We start from the raw sequence: 26,935 nt of genomic DNA on the forward strand, positions 1-26,935 counted from the left end.
TTTTTCTACATTCTGTCCTCTTACAAAATAACATATGAATATGGAATCTTCCATAATCTGGACACTTCCATAAATAAGGACGCTTTCCTTAATTTCAGAAAAGCGTCCGATTGTTGAAGATTGTTATTTAACTAAAGCCCCCGTTACTTTGGATGTCCGTTAAAAGTAATCTGGGATATCAAGTGATATGGAGCCGATCTTATTTTCTTTTGAGTAATACATACAAACACTGTCGTTATATTTTTGACTATCATTAGGTAGTACAATAAAACCTAATCCTTTGTAAAATTCTATCCCAATATCACTATAAAGGAAAAAGTTGTTACAGTTTTCTTCCTGCTCTAGTTTATTTATCGTTTCTTTGACCAATAAAGAAGCATATCCTTTTTTTCTTAAATTTAAAGGAGTAGCGATTGAACCAAGCCCTTTTACAATTTGGTCTTCTGAAAGATTTAGTTCATATACGATGAGAGAGCTTAATAGTTGCTTTGTATCTGTTGCTTCAAGAACGTACCACTTTCCCTTTTTATACTTATTGGAAGCCTGGCACATAGTTATATATTTTTCATATGGCAGATTATCTCCCCCAAACATCATAGCCCATCCTATAAATTTCTATCATATCCTCTTTTGTTGCTTCCCTAATTTTTTTCAAAGTACCTCTCCTTCTGTTTTATGCGCTTATACATTCTTTACGACATTAAGATTATCAAAACCTCTATTCTTCTAAAGCTAAACTGCCCATTTTCTTAAGTACATTTTTTCAAAAACTCACATAAAAATTAACATAAAACACCATTTTAAATTTAGAAGTGTAATTCAATTAATTGGCCCTTTTATGAAAATGAGCGCCGATTCTTATTACAGAATCGCGCCCGATTGTTGAAGAACTTAATTGTTTCTCAATATTCCCTAATCCCCTTTCAATACCTTGCAATGTATCTACTTGCCCTAACCGCCCACTCTAGTTTTAGTACCAATTTGATCATCGATTTACAAAAAGACCTTTCCTTCTTCTATTAAGTCCAAACTCTATTTGTTAAGTCTTGACTAAGCAATACAATGGACGGTGCTTAAAACCTTGCGTTTCATTTTCAATGAACCATTTCAAGATATTTGTCTCATCTCGATACATATACACTTTTTTATTCATCGTTTTTCTCTATTCTCTATGATAAATTACAAACATAGCTAAGTTACAATTTAATTTTGATGATTGCACAAAAAAATTAAATTGCTTAGTATATATTCACTTTTTGTGAAAATTCTAGAAAGGGGGTTTTAAAATGAAGAACCGTGTAAATCCAGCTTTATTACCAGGCTTAGAAATGTATCCAGATCAAGATTTACGTCCAGAGGTTTTGCAAGCAATGAGAGAAGAAGCTGCAAAAGTCTTCCCAGCAACCGTTGTTGATGAATCCCTTTCGTTAACAGATGAAGTCATTGAAGGACCTGATGCAAATCCAGTACGATTAAAAATTTATCGTCCAAAATCAAATAATGAAGCCTTACCTGCCCTATTATGGATTCATGGTGGTGGTTATATCTTAGGCTCTATAAATGATAATGAAGATCTTTGTGTAAAATTTGCAAAAGAAGTTGGCTGTGTGGTCGTTTCTGTAGACTACCGTTTAGCTCCTGAACACCCTTATCCAGCTCCAATTGAAGATTGTTATGCAGCATTAAAATGGATTGCTGATAACCCAGAGACATTAAACATTGATTCAAACCGAATTGGCGTTGCAGGAGTAAGCGCTGGTGGTGGACTAACAGCGGCATTAACTTTATTAGCCCGTGATCGTCAATACCCTTCTATTTGTTTCCAAATGCCGCTTTATCCAATGATTGATGACCGTAATAATACACCTTCTACAAATGAAATTAAAGAAGGATTTGTCTGGAATCAAAAATCAAATGAAGCTGGCTGGAAAATGTATTTAGGAAAATTACATGGAACGGATGATATTCCTGTCTATGCAGCCGCGGCTCGAGCAGAAGATTATCGTAATCTACCACGCACCTACACATGTGTTGGGCAATTAGATCCATTCCGTAGTGAAACATTAACCTATGTAACCAAACTTGCGGAAGCTGGAGTTGATGTTGAATTTCATTTATATCCTGGAGCATATCATGGGTTTGAAATGTTCCACCCAGATGCCGATATATCAATCCACGCTTTGAATGATTATGTACGAGCGGTTAAGACTGGATTCGCAAGAAAGTAGATAAAGTGAAACTTAATCTCTTAAAAAACACACTACAACACACTTACAAATGAAGTGATACCCATTGTTAGACATTCGTTATTTCATTGGGTAACATTTTGGGCATGTGATTGATATTGTATCGTTCACATGCCTTCCAATGGCTTGATAGCTCCTTCAACTGGTGGCCTACTTTAATTTTTCATGATAGGTAACTGTATTTTCAGAAGGAAGTAATTAAGTGTAGTTCATTTTCATTTTAACTACTTTCCATTTTATTTGTGGGTGTAAAACGCTTTACTTCAAACTGAAAATACCTCCTGAATTTTACATACTTAGTATGCATATTCAAGAGGTATTTTTTAAATTCCACTCTATTTCGGGGTCGCTTTACAAGCTCTTAATATGATTAATGTGCGCCACTTAATTTAACTAGAATTTTTGCTTGAGATTTATCATTAATTAAAGCTTCAAAGCCTTGCTCTACGATATGATCGATCTCTATTTTACTTGTAATAATAGATTGCGCTGGCAATCTTCCATTAGCAAGTAATTCAATGACCTCATTATAAGTCTCATTACTGTATCCCACAGATCCCATTATTTCTACACCACTAAAGAGTAAGGAAGCAGGAGCATTAAACTGGATATTTTGAGTGTGGAAGCTAATAACCATCATTGTGCCACGAACTTTAGTTGATTGAATTGCCTGATTAAATGTTGACTCAACACCTGCAGCTTCGATTGTCACATCTGCTCCATTTGGGAATAATTCACGAATTGCTTCAACAGGATTCCCATTTTTAGCATTTAAGACATGTGTCGCACCCACTTCGATTGCTTTGTCGAGTCGACTATCAAATAAATCGATAACAATAATATTAGAAGCGCCAACAGCTTTCGCAGCTAAAACAGCAAATAGCCCAATAGGACCCGCTCCATAGACAACGACAGTATCTCCTTCTTTTACATTTGAATCCTTAATTGATTGGAAAGATACAGCTGCTGGTTCAACCATTGCAGCTAATTCTAATGGTAAATTATCTGGAATTTTAAAAATCGTTTTTTGTGGAAGAATTACGTATTCAGCAAACCCTCCGTCGATTTGTGCACCAACTGCGTCTAAAGTAATGAAACGTTCAATTTCAGCGTTTGAAGGATCTTTAAGCATCATTGGGTAGATACATACTCTGTCACCTTCTTTAAATTTTGTTACGTGAGAACCAACCTCTGCAATTTCACCAGAAAATTCATGTCCGATTACCATATTCTTATTCATTGGTACTGAATCTGGATGCAAATATGCATGTAAATCAGAACCACAAATACCTGCCCATGCCACTTTAACTTTTACATCATGGGGTTGTAATTCTTTTGTTTCTCTTTCCTCGATACGAATATCTCTTTCGCCATACCACACTGCAGCTTTCATTGAAAAATCCTCCTGAATTATATAGTTATTAGGAATATAATTTGAGTCTTTTCCCAATTCAATTTGTAAAGCTTTACTCATATTCTCATATTCCCTTTCTTACGTTCATTAATCTATCATAGGTGTTGGAGGAAAACGATGAATAAAAAAGAATATATGAATCAAAAAGAGACATATTTGTTATTTTGATTCATTTGCGAGAAAATTGTTGACGATATGAATAAGTTCTTTTTTCGAAAATGGATATTCATTATTTACCCATTTTTTTACAATAATAAAAAAACCACTACTGTAGAAATCACATAGTACTTTTGGATAATCAGAATTTTGGATTTTTTTAGAAATAGAATCATTAAATTTCATCGAATTCTTATATAAATTTTCCGTGCCAAATTGAATCAATTTTTCGTATAACTCAAGGCTGTCATTTTTACTGGTAATATTAAAAAACAATGGCCGATTAACATCTATGTATTCAATTATTTCTTCAAATAATGTATGTTCTAAATTCAAACCTTGATTTGTCTGTTCAAAGAGGTTTATTGCGATAGCATTTGATACATCACTAAATAGCTGATATTTATCTTCATAATGACGGTAAAATGTACTTCTGTGAATCATTGCTTTTTCACAAATATGATTAATTGTGATGGATGAGAATGTTTTTTCTTTTAATAAGTCGATAAATGCGTCCATTATTATGATTTGTGTGCGTAAACGTGTGAAATTACTCAATTCAAGTGTCCTCCTATATTTAACTCATAATAATTGCTTGAAATGTTTTTGGCTGTATATATCCCATTTTATTTATATTGTTTCCTAATTGATAATAATAATAAAAATTTTTTCACTTAAAAATATTACTTTTCATAAATTTGAACTACGTAAAAATAGTAGAAATGAATATATTGATTTACAGTTTTATCAATTATCATTTATTAAAATATGACCCTATAATGAGATCGAACGTTGATCCTTATTACAGAATCGCACCCGATTGTTGAGTAACATTCTTTTTTAAGTATTTTGCTTAATAATTTCTTCTACGTAAGTAAGAAGATTACTGTAGGGCGACCTCCCTTTCAAAAATTCTGACACCACATTCAAAGGTAATATCACCATATTCTTCTTTTTGGAATAAAGAACACTCTTTGTGCTGTTATTACTAAACTCTGAATTAGGCGAATAATTACGTACTGAATCAAATTCAAACCAATAAAAATCTTGATTAATATTATTTTTAATGACCTCGCCAATATATGCACCTATACGATCCACTAAACTATCAAAATGCTTACTTAACAGCTCAGTACCAAACTCCGTATTCATTAATCTTTTTACATAGATATCAATATAACGAACGCTTTCAATAGTGAAGTCTAAATTTCTTTTAGTAAGGTTATCTTTATCCCATGAATCATCTGATACATCTTGATACATTAATTTTGCTATGCCTTTTAAATCATCTTTTTTTAATTTTGCTTTATTTAAAAAACCAAACATAATGTGTTTTCTCCTTTATCAATCGTCTACAAGTACCGCTATGAGTATTATTGTACTTATTCTGCAATCTTAACCTGTTCATGAAGAAAGACGCTTTCCAATTTCAGAAAAGGCCTGATTGTGAAATATTGAAAAACACCCTAAAATCCTTAAAAATTCCTGAATTAACGCTACCATTAGTTTGAGTACATCATTTCTTAAATTTTAACAACAAAGAAGAACACTTATCGTTTCCTTTCCTATTTGAAACAATCATTAGCACTTATATTATTATTTAAATCGATTTATTTTATATTTTTACAAATTTTATTTATTGTTTTTACTTAAAAAGTATAATGTCATTGAAAAAATAGCGATAAGTAATAACCCGGTACTTATCATCCTAATAACACCATGCCACCCATTGCTTACTAAAAATCCACCCCCCATTGTTCCAAGTACACTAGAACCAGTGTAGTAAAACAATAAGTATAGAGAAGAAGCATAGGCCCTCCAATGTGATTCAACAATTACGCCAACCCATCCACTTGCTAAACTATGACCCGCCAAAAAGCCAGCAGCAAAGAGCATTAAACCCAACATAATTACAATTAAATGACTAGATAATGTTAAAAACGAACCAACTAATGCAAGTACTAACGCTAGCAGAATTAATGGTGCACGTTGATATTTTTCAGATAAACGTCCAAACAAATAAGAACCCCAAGTGCCTGTTAGTTGAAATATAAATAAAAAGCCAATTAGTGTTTGACTCATATTGAACGGTTCATTTGATAATGGAAAACTAATGTAATTAAATAAAGCAACATATACACCTAAAAATAAAAAGCCCATTCCATAGACTAGGATTAATTTTTTATTAAAAAGTGCAATTTTCATACCAATACACCAATTTGCGAATGATAGAGTACGCCGTTCGAAATTGCTAGAATTTGGCAATTTTTTCATAAAGTAAAACGCCATTATTAAACTAAGTAGTCCCATAGTTACTACTGCAGCTTGCCAAGAAATAAAATCTGAAATCGAACTAACTACAATTCGACCCAAAAATGCTCCAAATGCAGAACCAGCAACGTAGATTCCCATAATTCTTCCCAATTCATTTCCTTTAATCTCTTCACTTAAATAAGTCATGGCTAGTGCTGGAAAACCACCTAGCACAATTCCCTGAATTAATCGTATACCAACTAAAATATAAAAGTTGGAACTAAACGCTAATAATATATTTAAAATTGATGCCAATAATAGCGACCAAACCATAATTTGCTTTCGTCCATATGCATCAGAAAAAACAGCAACAAAAAGCATTGTAACAGCTAATGTAAATGTAGCAATTGATACTGGTAAACTTGCTAATGTTGATGAAATTCCATATGTATTACTAAATAATTGGATTAAAGTTTGTGGACTATAAAGAATTGCAAATGTTACAATACTGCCTAAAAACATACACCACTGAATCGTTTTATTTTTTTCAACTCTACCTTCAATCATTGAATATCATCTCCTATACATAACTATAAACTTGTTATACAATAACTTCTAAGATAGAATTTTTATTATAATAATGTTTTTTTGTTATCAATTATTAGGAGTGAGTTAAATGGAGTGGCAATACTTAATCTATTTTCAATCTGTTGCAAGGACAGAAAATTTCCATCTTTCTTCAAAAGAATTGCTATTATCTCAACCTGCACTTAGTAGAGCGATAAAAAAATTAGAACAAGAGCTTGGCGTAAATTTGTTTGACCGTGTTGGACGAAATATCAAATTAAATAAGTACGGAAAGACATTTTTAACCCATGTCGAAAAATCTCTGTTAGAGATCAACACAGGAATGGATGAAATTAAGCGAATGGAAAATCCAGACTATGGGACTATCAATATTGGCTTTATACAAACATTAGGCATGTCCATTTTGCCGTCTATCCTTAAAGGATTTCGTCAAAAATATCCTTATATAAAAATTAACTTAGTGCAAGAAAATATTAATGGGAATATTGAAAAGTTACTAAATAGAGATATAGATATTTGTTTAATTAACGCTACTGACAAAACTAGTTCACTTCAATGGCTACCGATTCTGGAACAGGAGTTTTTCTTATACGTACCACTTAATCATGGATTAGCTAATTGTTCTGAAATTGCATTATCAGAATTGAAAGATGAAACATTTATTGGATTTAAAAAACATCTTAGTATGTATAGCTTAATTGAAAAGTATTTTCTAAAAGAGGGCTTTATACCACATACCTCTTTTGAAGGGGAAGATATTCCAACGATTATTAGTTTTGTATCATCCGGCTTGGGGATTGCGATTTTACCTCAATATGATGAAGCACCTCATGATTCTGTTAAAAGAATACGGCTCTCATCTTGTACCATAAAGCGGCAAATAGGACTAGCTTGGCTTAATGAAGAATATCTATCATCTTCTGCTCGTGTATTTCTAGCATATCTTCACAATAATTACTTAAAAGATAAAGATTAAGTAAAAAATTAACAGCTCCATTAATTAAGCTTGAAAAAAGCCTTATTAAAAATCTTTAATTAATCTGCATTTTATTGCAAATTAATTAATCTATTTTGAAAAAAAGATAGATCAAAATGGATTCTTATGTAGCTTAGTGAACTTTCGGTTTTATAAGAAGTTTGATTATTTTTTATCAAAGTTGTTCAAGAATCTGGCCCTTAAAAGCAAAAAGAGTGCGATTCTACTCTTAAATCGCGCCCTTTAATGGAATAAGAAAAATTCATTTTAAACATAAAATACATCATGTAACATCTTTATTGTGATTCAACATCATATACCTCTGTTTTTGTGAAAAAATTGGACTATATATTTTCAAAAATTTAGGGTTAAATGGTTGTTCAATATGATCTACTACTCTCTGGTAAAGATTGATTGATCATATCTGTTACTGCACGATATAGATTTTCCGGATTTTCAGCTATTCGATGACATAAATACAAGTACCACTCTTTTCCGTAAGTCAAGTATACTTTAAAGTTATACTCTTTGCTTTTTAAATTACTTAACAAATCTGGACGTATTCCGTAGAGCATTTCTATTTCTACATTGGGATGATTAAGATATTGACGGTGTACAATTTCTTGAATAAGAGTTTCATCATGTGTAGCTATAGAAACTGGGTGGTTAGCTTCTATTAATTGTTCTACAAGTTTAAGATAACAGTTATTCAATTCCTTCGATCTAGACATAGCAACTTCGGCAGATTCTTGATAAGCCCCTTTGACAACTCGTATTTTCCCAGGATAACGAATGAGTTCCTGGATATCATTGTTAGATCGATATAAGTGTGCCTGTATAGTTATCCCCACATTTGGGTACTGCTCAGATGCTTTTTTATAGACATCGAGAATGTCATTCGTTTTCGATAATTCCTCCATACTTATCATAAGTGTAATTCCGTACATATTTGCTTTCTTGGCTATCTGAAGCAAATGAATATAAGCTGTTTCTGGATTCACAGATAATCCAATATGTGAGAGATCAAGCGAAACAGTTTGCTTAATAGACATAGAACCCATTTCTTCTATGAGATTCAAAAACTCATCTTTGGCTTTTATGCATTTTTTTAAATCTGTTATATTTTCCCCTATGTATTCAAGTGAAATAAAATAACCTTTTGAGATCAGCTCATTTGCTATCTCGATTCCTTCTTGTTTATTTTCTCCTGTAACAAACCGTTTGGCAGCTTTCAATAATAATGGATAGAGTTCATTGGATTGTTGAATATAGGATTTAATATGTTCATTTCGTGCAACCGATTTAAGTGCTTGAGCGACTTGAACTTCTGGGGTTTTCATCATTTTTATACATCTCCTTTTTACTATTTGAATCCACTTTATCATGGTAAAATGGTTTATATTAGCACCACTTAACATCTTTTTTGATGGTACCACTTTTATTTATTAAAGGGGAAAATGTAAATATGCTTTGGATACCCATTGACCGGTCGTTAGATATACCTTTATTTAGACAAGTTTATCTGCAAATACGAGAACAAATTTTAAACGGGGACTTACAATCAGAAGAAAAACTACCGTCGACACGTGAACTATCTTCTGAGTTGAATGTGTCCAGGAATGTGATTTTGGAAGCGTATGATCAATTATTGGCTGAAGGGTTTTTAGTTGCAAAAAGGGGTGCTGGAACATTTGTTGCTGAAGGAGCTTTTTTAGAACAACATAAAAAGGCGCCTTTATTTCATTGGAGTGAAGATGAAAACAATGAAGATCACATCATCAACTTTCGTTCAGGGATACCTTCACTGGATTTATTTCCAAGGAAGACATGGGCGAAATTATCTCACAGCACATGGAATGAAGCATCACCTTCTACGTTTGGGTATGACCTCCCTGAAGGACGACAGGAATTAAGGCAGGTTTTATCGCGCTATTTACTTAAAACTAGGGGTGTTGATTGTCATCCAGAACAAATTGTGATTACTTCTGGTGCAACTCAAGCTCTGACACTTGTCTCAAAATTACTTTTATCGCCGGATGATACAGTGATAATGGAAGATCCAATCACCAATGATATTCAAACTATATTTAAAACTTCAGGCGCTCTTCTTTACCCTATACCTGTTGACGAATATGGAATGAAGACATCTTTGCTGCCATTAAATAATATTCCAAGATTCATCTTTGTTACTCCGTCCCACCAGTTTCCGTTAGGAGGAACGTTGCCAATTCAACGACGGATTCAATTGATTAATTACTCGAGAAAAACAAATTGTTATCTTGTTGAAGATGATTATGACAGTGAGTTCAGATATGAAGGCCCACCTGTAAGTTCATTACAAGGATTGGAACCGGAACGTGTGTTATATATTGGTTCGTTTAGTAAAATCTTATCACCTGCTCTTAGAATGGGATATTTAATTCTACCTTCACATCTTATTGAAAAATGCCGCAGTCTAAAATGGTTTTCGGATCTTCATACGCCTTCTTTAAATCAGCTTAAACAATGGATAAGGAAGTTTCTTCGACTTTTATAAATCTTCTTCATCTTCGAAATATGTCGTTCCAAATAACCATCATCAATAAAACGGGCAAGAAGCAAAAATCAAATCACCGACTTGATATTCAGCAATCGGGCGCAATTCTGTAGTAGGGTACTGTAGAAAAACACGGAAAACGTATTAAACCAATTTCTAGATTAAAAAAGCCGGTTTTCCTTTTCAATAAGGATTAACCGGCTTACTTAAAGATTTTGGTATTATAAATTGCTTGATGTAATCTCCTTACGCCCTCTTTTATTTCTTCTTTTTTTAGATGGCCATACCCAATAATAATTCGATTAAGGTGTTTTCCCTTTGCTAAAGTAAAGCGCCAGTTAGTTGAACAAGAAAAAATCAATTCATTTTAGGAATTGTACTTCTGGTTTGTTTAATTAGTTCCATAGAAGTCATACAAAGTCTTATTGGGTATGAGAAAAGCGAAACATCTATAATCTACGCTCAATTAAGCGAGAGGCTAAGGAAAGAGTATTATCAGAAGTACTTTTAAATGTAAAAGGAGCAATGTCTTAAAAGACTTTGCTCCACTTGACAAAAGCACCCGTAGTGCAATAAGAAAAAAGAGTGCCTACGCAGCCCGTGCTCTTCGGCTAAAGATGGCTCTTCCTAATCCCATGCTTAGAATCATGATTATTATTGAAATGATGTATCCCAGTTTCCAACTATCTGGACTTTTGAACAGCATGAAAACGATTAGAACAACTATGAATATCCCCATTAAAAATAAGGGTATTCTTAATTTTGGTTTGTAGTTTTGAACAGTTATCATATCACTTGCAAGAAAAACATTGCTAATTGTCAAGTAACTTGCAGCTTCCACTAAATGAAATAAAGCAAATGAATAAAAAAAGAATACTAAAATAGAGTTATTAAACTCGTTCGTTAGCATAAGGAAGGATATAGGAATACCAAAAAGCAGATTCACTATTATGCCCGCCATGCCAACATTAAAGTACTTTTTACTATCTAGAGTTTGTGCCTTTATTTCATCAACAGGCTGGGGTGTTGAGAAGAATAAATAGAATGGAACATAAACTTTAAAAGGATTGTCTTTGCATTTATATTTTGCATATACGATCCCATGTCCAACTTCATGTAACCAAATTACTAAATATAAAGAACAGTATCCAACAATTAAATATAAGAAAGTCATTTACTATCACCCACCATATGTATAATATTATTCCTTCTTCGATATATTTCCATCTTCTTTTAATATAGTACTTCTTCGCCATTCAAAAAATAACCTGCTGGTTAAACTAACCTGCTCCGTTAGTGTAAGTAAGTTACTCCGCTATCTAATGTAAACTATAACATAAATAACCATTTTATTGAAATTTATATTCCACAATATGGCCCTTTAATGTAATAACTAAGATGTTTATTAAATCCTATACTCATTAGTCATACTCTAATAAAAGTTCCTTGTTATCTTCTTCAATACTCGTTTACAAAAGGCATTAAAATGCACAGCGAACTTGCCATTAGGTACGTTCGTTCTAACATGCATTTCCCCTCCCTTCTCAACTCAAATGTGGGTGATGATTTCCCCTTCCATAACCTCAACAAGATTTTTTATAAAATGCCAAATTCGAAGAGTATTAAAAAAATAAAAACCCAACTGAATATCAAGGCAGTTGAGTTTAGAAATTACTTTTTAATTCATTAAAGTCGATGGTGCTTCATAATTTTTTTATTTAGGTAGAAAGAACATCTGATAAAAATAAATGCGAGTATAACGAATAATCCACCAATCCAGCTTAAATTTTCTATATTAGTATATTGAATAATGATTCCTCCTAATACAGAGCCCAGCATCATTCCCACATTCATTAAGGCGGTATTAAAACTGAGAACTGTTTCAGAGGATTGTGGTTTTAGTGAAATCAGATAAAACTGCTTTGCTGGTGTCGTTGTCCAAGTTGCTATTCCCCAAAAAGCTAGTGTGACAAATACACCCACTGCCCTATACTGTGTAAATGTTAGTACAAATAAAGAGATGATATGAACACATAAACTTAATGATATTGTTCGATTAGGTCCCCATCTGTCTACCGCATATCCTCCAAAGCGTGAACCAATAAAAGCAAAAGTGCCTAAAATAAATAAAGCGATACTTGTCATTTCAATAGAAAAGCCAGCAGTATGACTTAATAATGGAGCAATGTAGGCAAACACCATAGTATATCCTAATATCCAAAAGATCGTTGTCATTAAACCTGTAACGACTCGTTTATCTTTAATAATTTGCACCTGTTGTTTAAATGGCAACGGTTGGTTCCCTTCTATATATGGTAATAATTTGTAAAGTCCTATCAATAAAAAAAATGTGCCAAACGCAATGATTAAGAAATTATAGTGCCAATCAAAATGTCCAGCTAAAAATGTACCGATAGGCACTCCAAGTACTAATGAAACAGTGAAACCAGTAATGACTGTTGCCATAGCACTACCTCTTTTTTCTGGAACTGCAATTTGCGCAGCATAATTGGTGGCAACTACAATGTATAATCCTCCACTCATCGCCATAATGACTCTGGATAACATAAGAAAGACAAAATTATAGCTAAAAAATGCAACTAGATTTCCTAGAATAAATATAGAGATAGCATATAAAAGCACTTTTTTACGGTTCAATTTAGACGTTAGTATGACCAAAATCAAAGCTCCAATGGCATAAGATAAAGAATAAATCGTAATCAACTGGCCAGCTATTGAAATTGAAACATCTAATTCAAAAGAAATCAGTTCTAAAATTCCAGAAACAACAAACTCTGCTGTTCCTGTTACAAAAGCTCCTAATAGTGATAGTTTTGATCTCTAATTAATCTAAAAGGCACTTTCCATTTTTCCAGGAAAGCGCCCGATTGTTGAATATCACTTAGTTTAATTTATCGTTTAATAGCCCTTTAAAACGCTGCCGTTCCTCTTTATCCCTGAGCAATTTTCTAACCATCTTTCTCGATGAAAAATATTGCCTGATTTCTTTATCTCCTTCTATCAATTTAAGTATAGATGGTTGAGCAATCACTAATTCTTGGAACCAATATTTTTCTTGAACTAAACTTATATTAACTTCAGTCTTTTCTTCTTTGGAAAGGGTGAGGTACTTTAAATAAGCAAAAGTGTTTTTTATTATTCTCCAAGCTACTTCTTCGTTTGTCTTCATTTTTTCCCTAACCTTTGTTTTATATTTGTTGAATTAACCTGTTTCGTTAGTTTAAGTTTAAGCCTTCACAATCGCGATTGCATTATAAATATTTATTCATGTTGCTCAACAATCTGGCCCTTTCCATGAAGAAAGACGCTTTCCTATTTCAGAAAAGCGCCCGTTTGTTTAAAAAGAATGAAGGCAAAGGTTAAATTTGGAAACTTAGGAATTAAGAAAAGCTTTTACAGCCGCTAAGAATGCTTGTAAATTAGCATCATGCACAAAGTGTCCAGCATCCTCTACCGTTATAAAATTGCAATTTGGAATAAGCTCAGAAACCTCCTGCAATTTGTTTTGAGGAACATGACTGGTACTCCCACCACCTATAATAAGAGTCGGCATGTTTATGTCAGTAAGACGTGTCCACCATTCGGGATTGGGCTCATTAAGTTGCCCTAGAATCGAAGGTACAACCTGCCAATCAAATGAGAGGGGTTCAGATGGTTTGGAAGGAATTACAAAGGGCCTATCAGGAACTGGAGGAGGAGGAGTGTCTTCAACAATCAACCGTTCTATCCTTGAAGGAAATGTTTCCGAAAAAATATATGATACTGTTCCCCCCATGGAATGACCTATTAGCGTAAACCTTTCTAAATTCATTGCATTCGCAAAATGAAGCAAGTCATCGCACATTCGTTCAAAAGTATATGAACTAGTTCTTGCACTACCACCATGACCCCGTTGATCTAAAGCTAAAAATCGATATTTTTCTCCTAATACAGTAGCTACTTGATCCCATGATTCAGCACTTTTTCCCAGTGCGTGAAGTGCAACCACCGGTGGTGCAGAAGGTTCCCCACTCTCACGATATTGAAAAGTGAGTCCATTCAATTCAATTTGATTCACCCGTATTTCCATCTCTGATCATCTCCTAGGGGGTTCGTCATTTGAAACCCGATTTATTTAATGTCCCATATCTATATAATATTTCAGCGAATGTGTGAATATTTCCTTCTTAAACTCTTTCTCTCTTTAGCCATAATATTCATTGCTCTATCTTCAACAATCTGGCCCGATAGTTGAACAAAAAAATCCTGCATATCAACAAAGGAATTTTAATCAAACTATATTATAAATGTTAATCTTTGTTTTAAATAATCGAGCTTTGTTATAAATGATCAATCTTTTTTATAAAATTGTATATGACAAATAAAGTTTGAAATATATTCCTTATAAATTGTAAGTTCAAGCCATAAGGAATTTTGAAGGAATAAAAGAAAGATGGAAACGAAGCGTAATGAATACTACATACAATTTAAAACTAGATTATAACTTTTTGTAGCTTTATAAAGATTGATTAAAAAATATCCCTCATTCCTTATCAAAAATTACATTTTAAAAAATGATTGATAAAATGTAGTTAGTTACTCTTTTTAGATTAAGTATAAGATTTTTTAAAAAAAGTTCGATCATTTTCCTGTTATTTTGTCCGCCCGACTAAGGTAGGTTAACTCCTACCTTAGTTTAAAATTATTCATTTCCAATCTTAGATTTCCATTCTTAGTCTTAGTGAGTGATAAACCAGATTACTCAGACATAATAAAAAGACTCCACAATAAATGAATTCTTTTTATTATTATTATATTTTTTAGATTGCATTATATAATACCTATGAGAATGCTGATAATTAAAAATGGGATATAAAAATTCAACTGAAGCGATAACAAAATATAAATACTGGCAGACAATAATAAAAATTTGGCTGATTATCAATAAATTATTCTCTTTCCTTGCATTTTTCATGTTTATGGACATGTTAAATTATAATCGTATGTATTGATGCAAAGCACTCAATACATTAGTTATCTTCCCTTCGAATCTTTTCTTTTCAATAAATAAAAAGAACCCGCTTCAAATACCATGCCATGTTTAAAAGCCCATGTCATAATGGTTTCTTGAAGCGGGTTCTTCCCGTTATTTAAATTAAGTTACTACAATTTCACCAATTATTACAATATTGCTTCTTAGTCTATTTTTGAACAAAAGGAGCTTTAGCTAGATACTTCATGTTGCAATATTTGAGTGTTTCGTTTCAATCTAACTACTTTTTTTATGTCATTACATGGATGAGAAGAGTAACTGTACGGAAATTGACAAATTTTAATAGAATTAAAGATTTTTATAAAATAATATGTTATTTTTAATAGAAAATAAGTCCAAAAAATAAGATAAATATTCGATTGAGGACTATATAACTAACCATATTGAAACAAATTGTTTTTATCGACCATTACAATTTAACTATATATACAGACTTTGAATAATTATTAATATATTGCTATCATACTAGTTGCTTTCTAATACCAACAAAAGGAGACTAGTTATATGAATACTAAATTCACAAAATTAAGCAAAAAAGGATTAAGTGCTACCATTTTAGCAGCTGGAATCATAGGTGTTTCAATGGCGCCAAATGCATATGCTCATGGGTTTGTTGAAAAACCTGCTAGCAGAGCTGCTTTATGTACTCAAAATTATGGGGCACTTAACTTAATGTGTGGAAACGTTATGTACGAGCCACAAAGTCTAGAGGCACCTAAAGGATTTCCACAAAGTGGACCTGCTGATGGTAAAATCGCATCTGCTGGGGGCCTATTTGGTGGTATCCTTGATCAACAAACTGCAGATCGTTGGTTTAAGAATACGATTACAGGAGGATTAAATACTTTTACATGGAAATATACTGCCCCTCATTTAACAAGTAAATGGCATTATTATATTACAAAAAGTGGTTGGAATCCTAATAAACCATTATCTCGTGCTGATCTTGAACTGATTGGTACTGTTGAACATAATGGTTCTGCCGCATCGAATAATTTAACTCATACAATTAACGTCCCAACTGATCGTAGTGGGTACCACATTATTCTAGCTGTTTGGGATGTAGCTGATACTTCAAATGCCTTCTATAGTGCAATTGATGTTAATTTGGTGAATAATGGAGACGTAGATAAAGAAGCTCCAACTCAACCAAATGGATTACTTACAACAAAAGTTACTTCTAACAGTGCTGAACTAAAATGGAATCCCTCTACAGACAATGTGGGTGTAAAAGAATATCAGGTATTACGAGATGGTAAAGTAGTTGGCGTGGTACCAGGAACATCATTCACAGATAAAAATTTAAAAGCGAGTACTAAATATACATATACAGTAAAAGCAGTAGATGCTGCTGGAAATGTTTCTAATGAAAGCGAATCGACAGTTGTAGAGACAATGCACACTGTTCCAGATACAGAAACACCAACGCAACCGACTGCACTACACTCAATGGGAGTAACATCTTCTAGTGTAGACTTAATGTGGAGTGCATCAGAGGATAATGTAGCAGTTGACCATTATGTTATATATAAAGGGACACAAGTTGAACCTATGACTGTTGTTGGGACATCAAAAACTACATCATTTATGGACAAGAATCTCCAAGCAAATACGACATATAAGTATGCAGTAACTTCTGTAGATACAGCTGGAAATGAATCCATTAAAAGTCCAATTTTAACTGTAACAACAAAAGACCTCGGAGCTTCTTATGAACAATGGAATCCGTTTAAGGCGTATACAAAAGGAGATAAGGTAGAATACCAAGGAAAGAATTATGAAGCTGTTCAAAGCTATCAAGGATACGGAGATCCAAATTGGATCAACGCGTTGTCTTTATGGAAAGAAATCCAATAAAAATTAAGTGTAATAAACAAATTATTATAACGTTCTTGCCGATTACTAAGTAAACGACACTATCTTTATAAACACCAAAAAGAGCTGTACATAAACGTATAGCTCCTTCTATTGTATTCTCTTGTGCTCACGGCAGAAAGTAAAGTGAATTGCGCACAATATTGTCCAGCATTTCACGATCCGCAGTTACAGTGGTCACTGTAATTCCGTGCATAACATTAACCAGGTATTGGGCCAAGGCTTTTATATTCCAGGTTTCCATTGATTTTGTTTTAAAACCCTATATTGCTTACAAAGGGAATAAAATAAAAAGTTTTACATACTTCATCTAAAGAGTGGAAAATCTAAAAAAGACGCATTTTGTTCTAGACTCTCCATCACTACTTTTTACAATTGTCGCGACTGGAGCGGAAATTCAGCATACGGCCCCGTTAGCTTAAAACGAGCATTTTAAAATTTTAAACCTTTTTAGAGTAACGCCCCTCAAGAAATAGGCTAAACATAAAACTCCTGTTAAATAATAACTAAAATTACAATTTTAAAATGTAAAGAAAAATGTTAAAATAATATGAATAAAATAATTGAGTAGGTGAAGATAACTATGGATAGCAAATATAAATTATTAGGACTTTTATGTATTCTTATTCCTATTTTATCTACAATATATATTCTGTTTAACAGTAATATTTTAATACCAAAGGGTTACGATTTAGCAATTGATGGATATGTAATATCCAGGAATTTAATGATTATTTTTTTATTATATTCACTATCAAAATTAGGATACTTCTTTTCTAAAAAAATGAAACAAGACTAACTATATTAGCTAGTCTTGTTTCAGTTAATTGTTTACTTAGCATTTATTAATTTAAACTCACCATATTGTGGAACCTTAACAGTATAACTATTACTTCTTAATACTTTTCCAGTTACTAAATCATAATACTCTCTAGTACCCGATTCCACTTTATAATATACTCTATACCCCATATAAACGGTTGTATTAGGGTCAGCATTTAATGTATATCCAATTGCACTTGTGATAGATTTTGATGTTGATATACCTAGTCCATCTATTTCTCCAGATACTTCTGTTCCAAAAGTGACACTTTTGGTTGCTGTAATAGAACCGCCTCCTTTGCCTGTTGTTATATTATCAGAAGCTCTTTTATAGCCCGACCATTCATTGTATGTTTTAACATTTACCTTTCTATATCGGAAATCATTAATAAAATAAGGTGTAACCTCTTCTGAATTTACTTCTTCTTCTGAATTTACTTCTTCTTCTGAATTTACTTCTTCTGCTGCAGCTATTTTTGAATCAATTGTAAAAGCTGCACCAACTACTGATAGCAATAGTAATAATGATAAAATTAACCTTTTTAACATTATATCAACTCCTATGTAAAATATTGGTATATAGCTATAATACCATATTACATTATTTAACGGCTACTACTTTTTTCAAAAAATATTTACAAATAAATTCCAGGAGCGATCGTTGATAAAAGAGAACTTTTTAGACAATTTAATAGAAAAATACGTAGAAAGTGTAAGTGTAGTGCATGGTAAAATATTCTCAACCGGTATGTTGATTCTGAATAACTATTATTGAATAAAAGAATAAAAAACGTTTAAAGCTAACAATAACATCCTCAGTTTTCTTTTAACAATATCTGATAAAACGCTAGTAAAATGTAATTTTTCAAAATAAAACAACAGCACCTTAAACTATCCAATTTCGGATACATTTCCAAGTGCTGTTGTTGGTTAATTAATAAATATCTTTTCTAAACTCTTTTTCTATTCAAAAGACCAAAAAGTGCAAATCCAACCAAGAGAATACCGATAAGGTTCATAAAACCTGTCTGCTTTTCACCTGTTTGAGGCAATATTTGCTGTTTCTCTTTTTTCGTATAGTCTTCTGGGGTAATATTACTTTCATTTGTATTACTATCAATACTATTAGCATCTTTACTAGTATTACTGTCTGTATTAGAACTGCCATTCATACCAATATTGCCGTCTGTATTGGTATTACTATCCGTACCAGTATTATCCTCTGTATTAGTATTACCATCCGTATCAGTATTACCGTCTGTATTAGTATTACCATCTGTACCAGTATTACCGTCTGTATTAGTATTACCATCTGTACCAGTATTACCACCCGTACCAGTATTACCACCCGTACCAGTATTACCATCCGTACCAGTATTACCATCCGTATCAGTATTACCATCCGTACCAGTATTACCATCCGTACCAGTATTACCGTCTGTATTAGTATTGCCATCCGGAACTACCTGAACCACTTCTGTTTTAGCTGGAGGTGTTGTAATTTCATTATTTTTTGAGTCATATGCAATTGCTATGTTCTCTATTGTTGCATTTAAAGCACTTGGTAACACTTTTACTCTGAACTTAATAGTAGCTGTTTCCCCCGCTTTTAATACGACAGGTTGAATAATTAACTCACCATTTTTCCAAACATCAGTATCCATTAATTCTTTGCCATTTAAAATAGTAGACCCTGGAACTAGCTCAACATGAGCAGGTAGTTTATCTTTGATTGTACCATTCCAAGATTCAATTTTTTCTTCGTTTTTAGCTTCAATTGTATAGGTTATAAGATTACCTATATTTGCTTTTGCTTTATCTACTTCTTTAGTTAACTTTATATCAACCGGTAAAACTTGGATATCCGTACTTGGCTTATCCGGATCATCAATATTGTCTCCACCAACAGCAGCAATATTTTTGATTTCCTCGCCGGATTGTCCCGACAAGATTTTAGCTTCAAATGAGACTGTATACCATTCCGTATCTTTCACATCACCAAATTCCGCGATTACAGCGCCATTACTGAATGAACCTTTACCATTATGACTAACTTTAATACTATCTTCTACATATTGTATGCCTGTAGGAAGCTTGTCTGTAATCGTAAAGTTTTTAATGATACTTTCAGATACTTTATTACGTGATTTAATTGTATAAACTATCGTGTCTCCAACTTCAAAATTGTTCTTTCCTGTTTGTGCATTCACAGCAGTTTTACTAGATTCCAAAATTGGATTACGTGGATAGACATTGACTACCTCTTCTGGTTTATCTGGGGTTGGAATATTATCGCCTGTCACTGTCGCTACATTTTTAATATCCAATCCTGCTTGACCCGCTTGGACTTTTACTTCAAATGTTAGTTCATGCCAGTTTGTATCTGTAATATCACCGAATTGGCCGGTTACAGTGCCGTTGGCATAATGGCCTTTGTCTGTATCTTGTTCATCCGTTACTGCTACGCCATCTACTTTTAAGCTACCTGATTGGTACTCAAGTCCTTTTGGTATCACATCCGAGATGACTAAGTTTTTAACTAGACTATCTGTTAACGTATTTTGCGTTTTGATTGTATACAGGAGCGTATCGCCCACCTCTGGGTGATCCTTATCTGTATTTCCTGAAGCCTTTTCTTTAATAGTCGATGATTTCTCCGACGCTAATTGTGCGCCACGTGGATAAACATTGACTACCTCTTCCGGTTTATCTGGGGTTGGAATATTATCGCCTGTAACTGTCGCTACATTTTTAATATCCAATCCTGCTTGACCCGCTTGGACTTTTACTTCAAACGTTAATACATGCCAGCTTGTATCCGTAATATCACCGAATTGTCCTGTAATAACCCCATTTATAAAATGGCCTTTATCTGTATCTTGTTCATCTGTTACTGCTACTCCATCTACTTTTAAGCTACCTGGTTGGTACTCAAGTCCTTTTGGTATCACATCCGAGATGACTAAGTTTTTAACTAGACTATCTGTTAACGTATTTTGCGTTTTGATTGTATACAGGAGCGTATCGCCCACCTCTGGGTGATCCTTATCTGTATTTCCTGAAGCCTTTTCTTTAATAGTCGATGATTTCTCCGACGCTAGTTGTGCGCCACGTGGATAAACATTGACTACCTCTTCCGGTTTATCTGGGGTTGGAATATTATCGCCTGTCACTGTCGCTACATTTTTAATATCCAATCCTGCTTGACCCGCTTGGACTTTTACTTCAAATGTTAGTTCATGCCAGCTTGTATCCGTAATATCACCGAATTGTCCTGTAATAACCCCATTTATAAAATGGCCTTTATCTGTATCTTGTTCATCTGTTACTGCTACTCCATCTACTTTTAAGCTACCTGGTTGGTACTCAAGTCCTTTTGGTATCACATCCGAGATAACTAAGTTTTTAACTAGACTATCTGTTAACGTATTTTGCGTTTTAATTGTATACAGAAGCGTATCTCCCACTTCTGGGTGACCCTTATCTGTATTTCCTGAAGCCTTTTCTTTAATAGTCGATGATTTCTCCGACGCTAGTTGTGCGCCACGTGGATAAACATTGACTACCTCTTCCGGTTTATCTGGGGTTGGAATATTATCGCCTGTAACTGTCGCTACATTTTTAATATCCAATCCTGCTTGACCCGCTTGGACTTTTACTTCAAACGTTAATACATGCCAGCTTGTATCCGTAATATCACCGAATTGTCCTGTAATAACCCCATTTATAAAATGGCCTTTATCTGTATCTTGTTCATCTGTTACTGCTACGCCATCTACTTTTAAGCTACCTGGTTGGTACTCAAGCCCTTTTGGTATCGCATCCGAGATGACTAAGTTTTTAACTAGACTATCTGTTAACGTATTTTGCGTTTTGATTGTATACAGGAGCGTATCGCCCACTTCTAGGTGATCCTTATCTGTATTTCCTGAAGCCTTTTCTTTAATAGTCGATGATTTCTCCGACGCTAATTGTGCGCCACGTGGATAAACATTGACTACCTCTTCCGGTTTATCTGGGGTTGGAATATTATCGCCTGTAACTGTCGCTACATTTTTAATATCCAATCCTGCTTGACCCGCTTGGACTTTTACTTCAAACGTTAGTTCATGCCAGTTTGTATCCGTAATATCACCGAATTGGCCGGTTACAGTGCCGCTGGCATAATGACCTTTGTCTGTATCTTGTTCATCTGTTACTGCTACGCCATCTACTTTTAAGCTACCTGGTTGGTACTCAAGCCCTTTTGGTATCGCATCCGAGATGACTAAGTTTTTAACTAGACTATCTGTTAACGTATTTTGCGTTTTGATTGTATACAGAAGCGTATCTCCAACCTCTGGGTGATCCTTATCTGTTTTTCCTGAAGCCTTTTCTTTAATAGTCGATGATTTCTCCGACGCTAGTTGTGCGCCACGTGGATAAACATTGACTACCTCTTCCGGTTTATCTGGGGTTGGAATATTATCGCCTGTCACTGTCGCTACATTTTTAATATCCAATCCTGCTTGACCCGCTTGGACTTTTACTTCAAACGTTAATACATGCCAGCTTGTATCCGTAATATCACCGAATTGGCCGGTTACAGTGCCGTTGGCATAATGGCCTTTGTCTGTATCTTGTTCATCCGTTACTGCTACGCCATCTACTTTTAAGCTACCTGGTTGGTACTCAAGCCCTTTTGGTATCGCATCCGAGATGACTAAGTTTTTAACTAGACTATCTGTTAACGTATTTTGCGTTTTGATTGTATACAGAAGCGTATCTCCAACCTCTGGGTGATCCTTATCTGTTTTTCCTGAAGCCTTTTCTTTAATAGTCGATGATTTCTCCGACGCTAGTTGTGCGCCACGTGGATAAACATTGACTACCTCTTCCGGTTTATCTGGGGTTGGAATATTATCGCCTGTCACTGTCGCTACATTTTTAATATCCAATCCTGCTTGACCCGCTTGGACTTTTACTTCAAACGTTAATACATGCCAGCTTGTATCCGTAATATCACCGAATTGGCCGGTTACAGTGCCGTTGGCATAATGGCCTTTGTCTGTATCTTGTTCATCCGTTACTGCTACGCCATCTACTTTTAAGCTACCTGATTGGTACTCAAGTCCTTTTGGTATCACATCCGAGATGACTAAGTTTTTAACTAGACTATCTGTTAACGTATTTTGAGTTTTGATTGTATACAGGAGCGTATCGCCCACCTCTGGGTGATCCTTATCTGTATTTCCTGAAGCCTTTTCTTTAATAGTCGATGATTTCTCCGACGCTAATTGTGCGCCACGTGGATAAACATTGACTACCTCTTCCGGTTTATCTGGGGTTGGAATATTATCGCCTGTCACTGTCGCTACATTTTTAATATCCAATCCTGCTTGACCCGCTTGGACTTTTACTTCAAACGTTAATACATGCCAATCTATATCCGTAATATCACCAAATTGTCCTGTAATAACCCCATCTACAAAATGGCCTTTATCTGTATCTTGTTCATCTGTTACTGATACACCATCTAGCTTTATGCTACCTGGTTGGTATTCAAGCCCTTTTGGTATAGCATCTGAAATAACTAAATTTTTAATCATACTATTAGAAATAGTATTTTGGGTATAAATCGTATACAGTAATGTATCTCCAACTTCTGGATTTGCCGCATCGGTATTACCAGCGGCTTTTTCTTTTAGCACTGCAACTTTTTCAGATTGTAGGACTGGACCCTTTTGATTAATTAACGTAGATACTTCATTGGAATTTGTTGTCTCATCTTTATTTGTTAATTTATTCTTATAGTTAACTTGCGCTTTATTCACTACCGTTGTACCTGCAGCACCACTTACTAGCGCTTTTACTTTAAATTGAACAGTAATACCGTCTGGCAAAGTACTAATGATAGGCAAGTCACCTAACTTAACAATTACCTTATTCCCATCAAAATAACCTTTGTCGCTGTCATCGGCATCTGTCAAATCACTTTTGTCTGGGCCGTTGATAATCTTTAACGAACCTGGTACATATTCTGTACCTTCTGGGATGGCGTCTTCAAATACCACACTAGATGCGATACCTCCGCCATTGTTTTTTACATTTACTTCATAGGTTAACTCATCTCCTACAAATACGTCGCCTATAGGGCTGACAGACTTTGTAGCTGAGACACATGCCGCTCCTATGGGAGCTGCGTCACCTACGAAATACCAGCTATAAATATCATGATTTTCATAAGCTGACCCTGTTGCAGCGGTAAAACCGGCATATATAGGTTTACCATTAAATATTGTTCCAAGATCTATGTCATTGACATCTAACACTTTTTTAGCACTTGCTCTATCTGAAGAAGTACTTAGATAAACTTGGACATTCTTCGTTAATCCATCATAGTCAATCCATGTATAATATAGGGATTCGTTAGATAAAACAAAATTGGTTCCGTTACTTGCATTATACTGATTCAAATCGGTATACCAACCAGCCTGATTTATTATCTCCCCATTTTGCGCGATTCCAATGTAATTAGCAGAAGGATCGCCATAATCCACGTTATGATAAGTGTCATACTTAACAGTAAAACTAGGTTGAATGCCTTGATATCCTATCCCGCCTCCAGCAGTTAACGAACTAGAATCTTTAGCTTGGACCGTGAAGGTTATCCCGTCACCCGGTATATATGGATCACTCATTCTAAATGAGAAGGCTGTACTAAACGAATAATTGTTTTTTAGATTAAGCGGCGTTTTGTTAAAAACCCCTCCAGCTACACCTATAGCCGATGGTGTTAATCTTAGAAAACTCTCACCTTCTGGTACTTCTGCAACACCATTTACGGAAAACTGACTTAAGTTTTCATTTGAGAAGCTATCAAACTTATATGTCAGTTGACTGCCATCTGCAGCACAAGCATCTGGCAAATTTGTTGGTGGTTCAGTCGGAACATTTGAGTCCACTTTGAACTCTGTTTTTGCATCTATTGGATCTAACCCGTCACTTTTCACACTTGCAATATTCTTTATCGTATTGCCCACTTGGTTATCCAAAATTTTTGCCTCAAACGTAATAATACGCTCGTCTGTATCAGATACATTGCCGAAGTTTGCAGTGATTTTCCCGTTGTTATATTCAGGAACTATATTATGACTTGCTTGTAAAGTTCCTTGGACAACTTCTAACCCTTCTGGCACCACATCTTCAATAATTACATTTTTCGCCACTGTTTCGCTTACTGAATTTTTGGCAATAATCGAATATACAACAGTGTCACCAACTTCATAATTTGTCTTGCCTGTCTCTTTATTTTTAACATTCTTGCTAATTTCTAATTTAGTAGGAATCACTTCTAATGCTACACCCCAAAAATGTGGAGCGTACCCATCTGTGCTTCCCATCGCATTTATAGGTTTTGCTGTAAACATTTGATCTATCCGATCTATCCCTGCTGGGAAATATGGAGAATCGGTAAAATCAAAGTTAAATATATCTGTATTAGCAGGACTCCTATCAGGATTTCTACCTCCTATATTTTGACCATTTTTCGTAATACTTCCATTCCAAAAGTTATTACCATCTCTAGCACTGTCGCTCATGTATGAATCATTAACAACTTGGTTATCTTTATAGGCAATAACTCTATATTGATCATTGTCTATATTTTGATTTCCACCATATACACTGGCCACCATGCTTCCCTTTAAACTACCTTCTTGCTTTGTTGAAAAAGGTTGATCTGACAAAGTAGCAGTAAAGTCTGGATGTGTACCAGTGTGAATACCATTATAATAATTCAATTTTGTCATCATTGGTGGCAAACTCTCATTTTTTTCAACAAAGACGACATCCCAGTTTGCTAATGCATCATTACCCCATGGAATAGACAATGGGTTCTGTAACCATAAGTTTTTCCCCCAGTAATGACCAGCGCCTTCTTGTTTCACAAAGTCTGTTATATCGTATACGCCTTCAATACTATTATCAAAAAAAATTTTTCCACCTTTTGGGCCTTCGATAAAGGTAGGCTGTGTATCTGTTGAACTTTTTATATTATCCGGGGAAATATAAAGATAAGCAGATACAACTTCTCCATTAGGAACATACTCCATTGAACTACTGCTAAAGGTTGATGAATCATTATCAGCATCGATATATCTGCCTTTTATTTTTGGATCATTTGAAACATCATAACCATAAACGTTACTACCACCTATAGCTTGGAGATGATAAAGCCCAATTTTATTAAATACTGTAATTTCACTTTGTCCATCAAAAGAATATACTGGTACTTGGCTTGAAAACGTATCTCCTATTGCTTGTATATTAGCTAAACTTTCAGGTTGTAGAGTAGGCTTTTCTGAGGGAACAGAATTTGTTTCACTCGTTGTTTCATCAGTGCCTTCTTTTGTCTCTACATTTTCCTCTGTTAATTCTTCTGTCTGAGCTTGTTCTACTGTGTTTTCTTCTTTTGGAATCTCTTCTATCATTTCTTCCGCAGTTGTATTTTCATTTGATGTTTGCTCAGTTGTTGTTTCAACTTCAGAAGGCACGAATACAAGTTTTAATGGCTGTGAGTAATAAGTTTGACTATTACGCTCCGTTTTTGCTTGTAAATCTACACTACTTGATAGATTACTTGTAAATGATAATGACGCTCGTTTCTTCTGTTCAAAATCGTTTAACTTTGTCCAATCTACTTTCACAGTTCTTGTATTATCATCATAAGTTAGTCCCTCTTGCAAAGGATTATCTAAATTAAAGGAAAGACCTTCTGGCAGCTGTAATACCGATTCTGTATCCTGCCCATCTTGTAATACTAAGTCAAAAGAAAACAATTGACTTTCTACTTTAAACTCTTGTATTTTCTCGTTTTGGCCTTTTTCAGTAAAATACAAATTCTCCTCATAGTTACCAATTAACTCCTCTGCACTAGCTACAGAAATAATTGAAGAAGACAGACTTTGAAATAGTAATACGAAAATTAGGAATATGCTAAGTTTCCTAGAACAATATATGCTACGCCCCATTATTC

Annotated in this window: 14 protein-coding genes and 3 pseudogenes; 4 read left to right on the plus strand and 13 right to left on the minus strand. The window is 34.2% G+C overall.

The genetic code is table 11. From position 1 onward, the window contains the following. Window positions 1–159 precede the first annotated feature (159 nt). Window positions 160–597 (minus strand): hypothetical protein, encoded by a 438-nt coding sequence (locus SJW71_RS18000; protein ID WP_431811310.1) that lies wholly within the window; start codon window positions 595–597, stop codon window positions 160–162. 689 nt (window positions 598–1,286) lie between these two features. On the opposite strand from SJW71_RS18000, the gene SJW71_RS18005 reads away from it, so the two are divergent. After that, a complete protein-coding gene (locus SJW71_RS18005) occupies window positions 1,287–2,228 on the plus strand; it encodes an alpha/beta hydrolase (RefSeq protein WP_431811311.1) in 942 nt (313 codons plus the stop codon). Between the two features lie 388 nt (window positions 2,229–2,616). Here the strand turns inward: SJW71_RS18005 and SJW71_RS18010 are convergent, their stop codons facing one another. The 4 genes from SJW71_RS18010 to SJW71_RS18025 all read right to left on the minus strand — a co-directional run bounded on the left by SJW71_RS18010 (window position 2,617) and on the right by SJW71_RS18025 (window position 6,636). Continuing rightward, on the minus strand, window positions 2,617–3,639 hold the full coding sequence (locus tag SJW71_RS18010) for a 2,3-butanediol dehydrogenase (protein WP_322605454.1): 1,023 nt from the start codon (window positions 3,637–3,639) through the stop codon (window positions 2,617–2,619). A 180-nt stretch (window positions 3,640–3,819) separates the two neighbouring features. Further along, window positions 3,820–4,374 (minus strand): TetR/AcrR family transcriptional regulator C-terminal domain-containing protein, encoded by a 555-nt coding sequence (locus SJW71_RS18015; RefSeq protein ID WP_322605455.1) that lies wholly within the window; start codon window positions 4,372–4,374, stop codon window positions 3,820–3,822. Between the two features lie 282 nt (window positions 4,375–4,656). Then, the gene (locus SJW71_RS18020) at window positions 4,657–5,142 is read right to left on the minus strand and encodes a hypothetical protein (RefSeq protein WP_322605456.1); all 486 of its coding nucleotides are present in this window, start codon (window positions 5,140–5,142) and stop codon (window positions 4,657–4,659) included. Between the two features lie 306 nt (window positions 5,143–5,448). Continuing rightward, the gene (locus SJW71_RS18025; RefSeq protein ID WP_431811312.1) at window positions 5,449–6,636 is read right to left on the minus strand and encodes an MFS transporter; all 1,188 of its coding nucleotides are present in this window, start codon (window positions 6,634–6,636) and stop codon (window positions 5,449–5,451) included. 109 nt (window positions 6,637–6,745) lie between these two features. Between SJW71_RS18025 and SJW71_RS18030 the strand changes: the two genes are divergently transcribed. Next, a complete protein-coding gene (locus SJW71_RS18030; protein WP_431811313.1) occupies window positions 6,746–7,633 on the plus strand; it encodes a LysR family transcriptional regulator in 888 nt (295 codons plus the stop codon). Between the two features lie 380 nt (window positions 7,634–8,013). Here SJW71_RS18030 and SJW71_RS18035 read toward each other — a convergent pair whose 3' ends face one another. Then, a complete protein-coding gene (locus tag SJW71_RS18035) occupies window positions 8,014–8,973 on the minus strand; it encodes a proline dehydrogenase family protein (RefSeq protein WP_431812222.1) in 960 nt (319 codons plus the stop codon). 125 nt (window positions 8,974–9,098) lie between these two features. Here SJW71_RS18035 and SJW71_RS18040 point away from each other — a divergent pair. Beyond that, window positions 9,099–10,133, plus strand: a pseudogene (locus SJW71_RS18040) (PLP-dependent aminotransferase family protein); the annotation flags it as partial. Here the strand turns inward: SJW71_RS18040 and SJW71_RS18045 are convergent. The 5 genes and pseudogenes from SJW71_RS18045 to SJW71_RS18065 form a co-directional block, all read right to left on the minus strand. Next, window positions 10,133–10,234, minus strand: a pseudogene (locus tag SJW71_RS18045) (PLP-dependent aminotransferase family protein); the annotation flags it as partial. The pseudogenes SJW71_RS18040 and SJW71_RS18045 overlap by 1 nt on opposite strands. Window positions 10,235–10,758: 524 nt before the next feature. Continuing rightward, window positions 10,759–11,343: a hypothetical protein gene (locus tag SJW71_RS18050; RefSeq protein WP_431811314.1), complete on the minus strand. Its 585-nt coding sequence runs from the start codon at window positions 11,341–11,343 to the stop codon at window positions 10,759–10,761. Window positions 11,344–11,855: 512 nt separating this feature from the next. Beyond that, window positions 11,856–13,001 (minus strand): annotated as a pseudogene (locus SJW71_RS18055) (MFS transporter); the annotation flags it as partial. 70 nt (window positions 13,002–13,071) lie between these two features. Beyond that, the gene (locus SJW71_RS18060) at window positions 13,072–13,359 is read right to left on the minus strand and encodes a hypothetical protein (RefSeq protein WP_312507568.1); all 288 of its coding nucleotides are present in this window, start codon (window positions 13,357–13,359) and stop codon (window positions 13,072–13,074) included. A 204-nt stretch (window positions 13,360–13,563) separates the two neighbouring features. Further along, a complete protein-coding gene (locus SJW71_RS18065) occupies window positions 13,564–14,259 on the minus strand; it encodes an alpha/beta fold hydrolase (RefSeq protein ID WP_429978664.1) in 696 nt (231 codons plus the stop codon). 1,467 nt (window positions 14,260–15,726) lie between these two features. On the opposite strand from SJW71_RS18065, the gene SJW71_RS18070 reads away from it, so the two are divergent. Then, complete coding sequence (locus SJW71_RS18070; protein WP_431811315.1) at window positions 15,727–17,079, plus strand: lytic polysaccharide monooxygenase; 1,353 nt, start codon at window positions 15,727–15,729, stop codon at window positions 17,077–17,079. An 849-nt stretch (window positions 17,080–17,928) separates the two neighbouring features. Here the strand turns inward: SJW71_RS18070 and SJW71_RS18075 are convergent. Together SJW71_RS18075 and SJW71_RS18080 are read right to left on the minus strand one after the other, a co-directional pair. Beyond that, entirely contained in the window at window positions 17,929–18,468 is a 540-nt protein-coding gene (locus SJW71_RS18075) for a hypothetical protein (RefSeq protein ID WP_431811316.1), read from the minus strand. A gap of 401 nt (window positions 18,469–18,869) precedes the next feature. Next, on the minus strand, window positions 18,870–26,930 hold the full coding sequence (locus SJW71_RS18080; protein WP_431811317.1) for an isopeptide-forming domain-containing fimbrial protein: 8,061 nt from the start codon (window positions 26,928–26,930) through the stop codon (window positions 18,870–18,872). Window positions 26,931–26,935 lie beyond the last annotated feature (5 nt).

The sequence above is a fragment of the Lysinibacillus sp. FW12 genome (assembly GCF_050817245.1).
Taxonomy (GTDB): domain Bacteria; phylum Bacillota; class Bacilli; order Bacillales_A; family Planococcaceae; genus Lysinibacillus; species Lysinibacillus irui.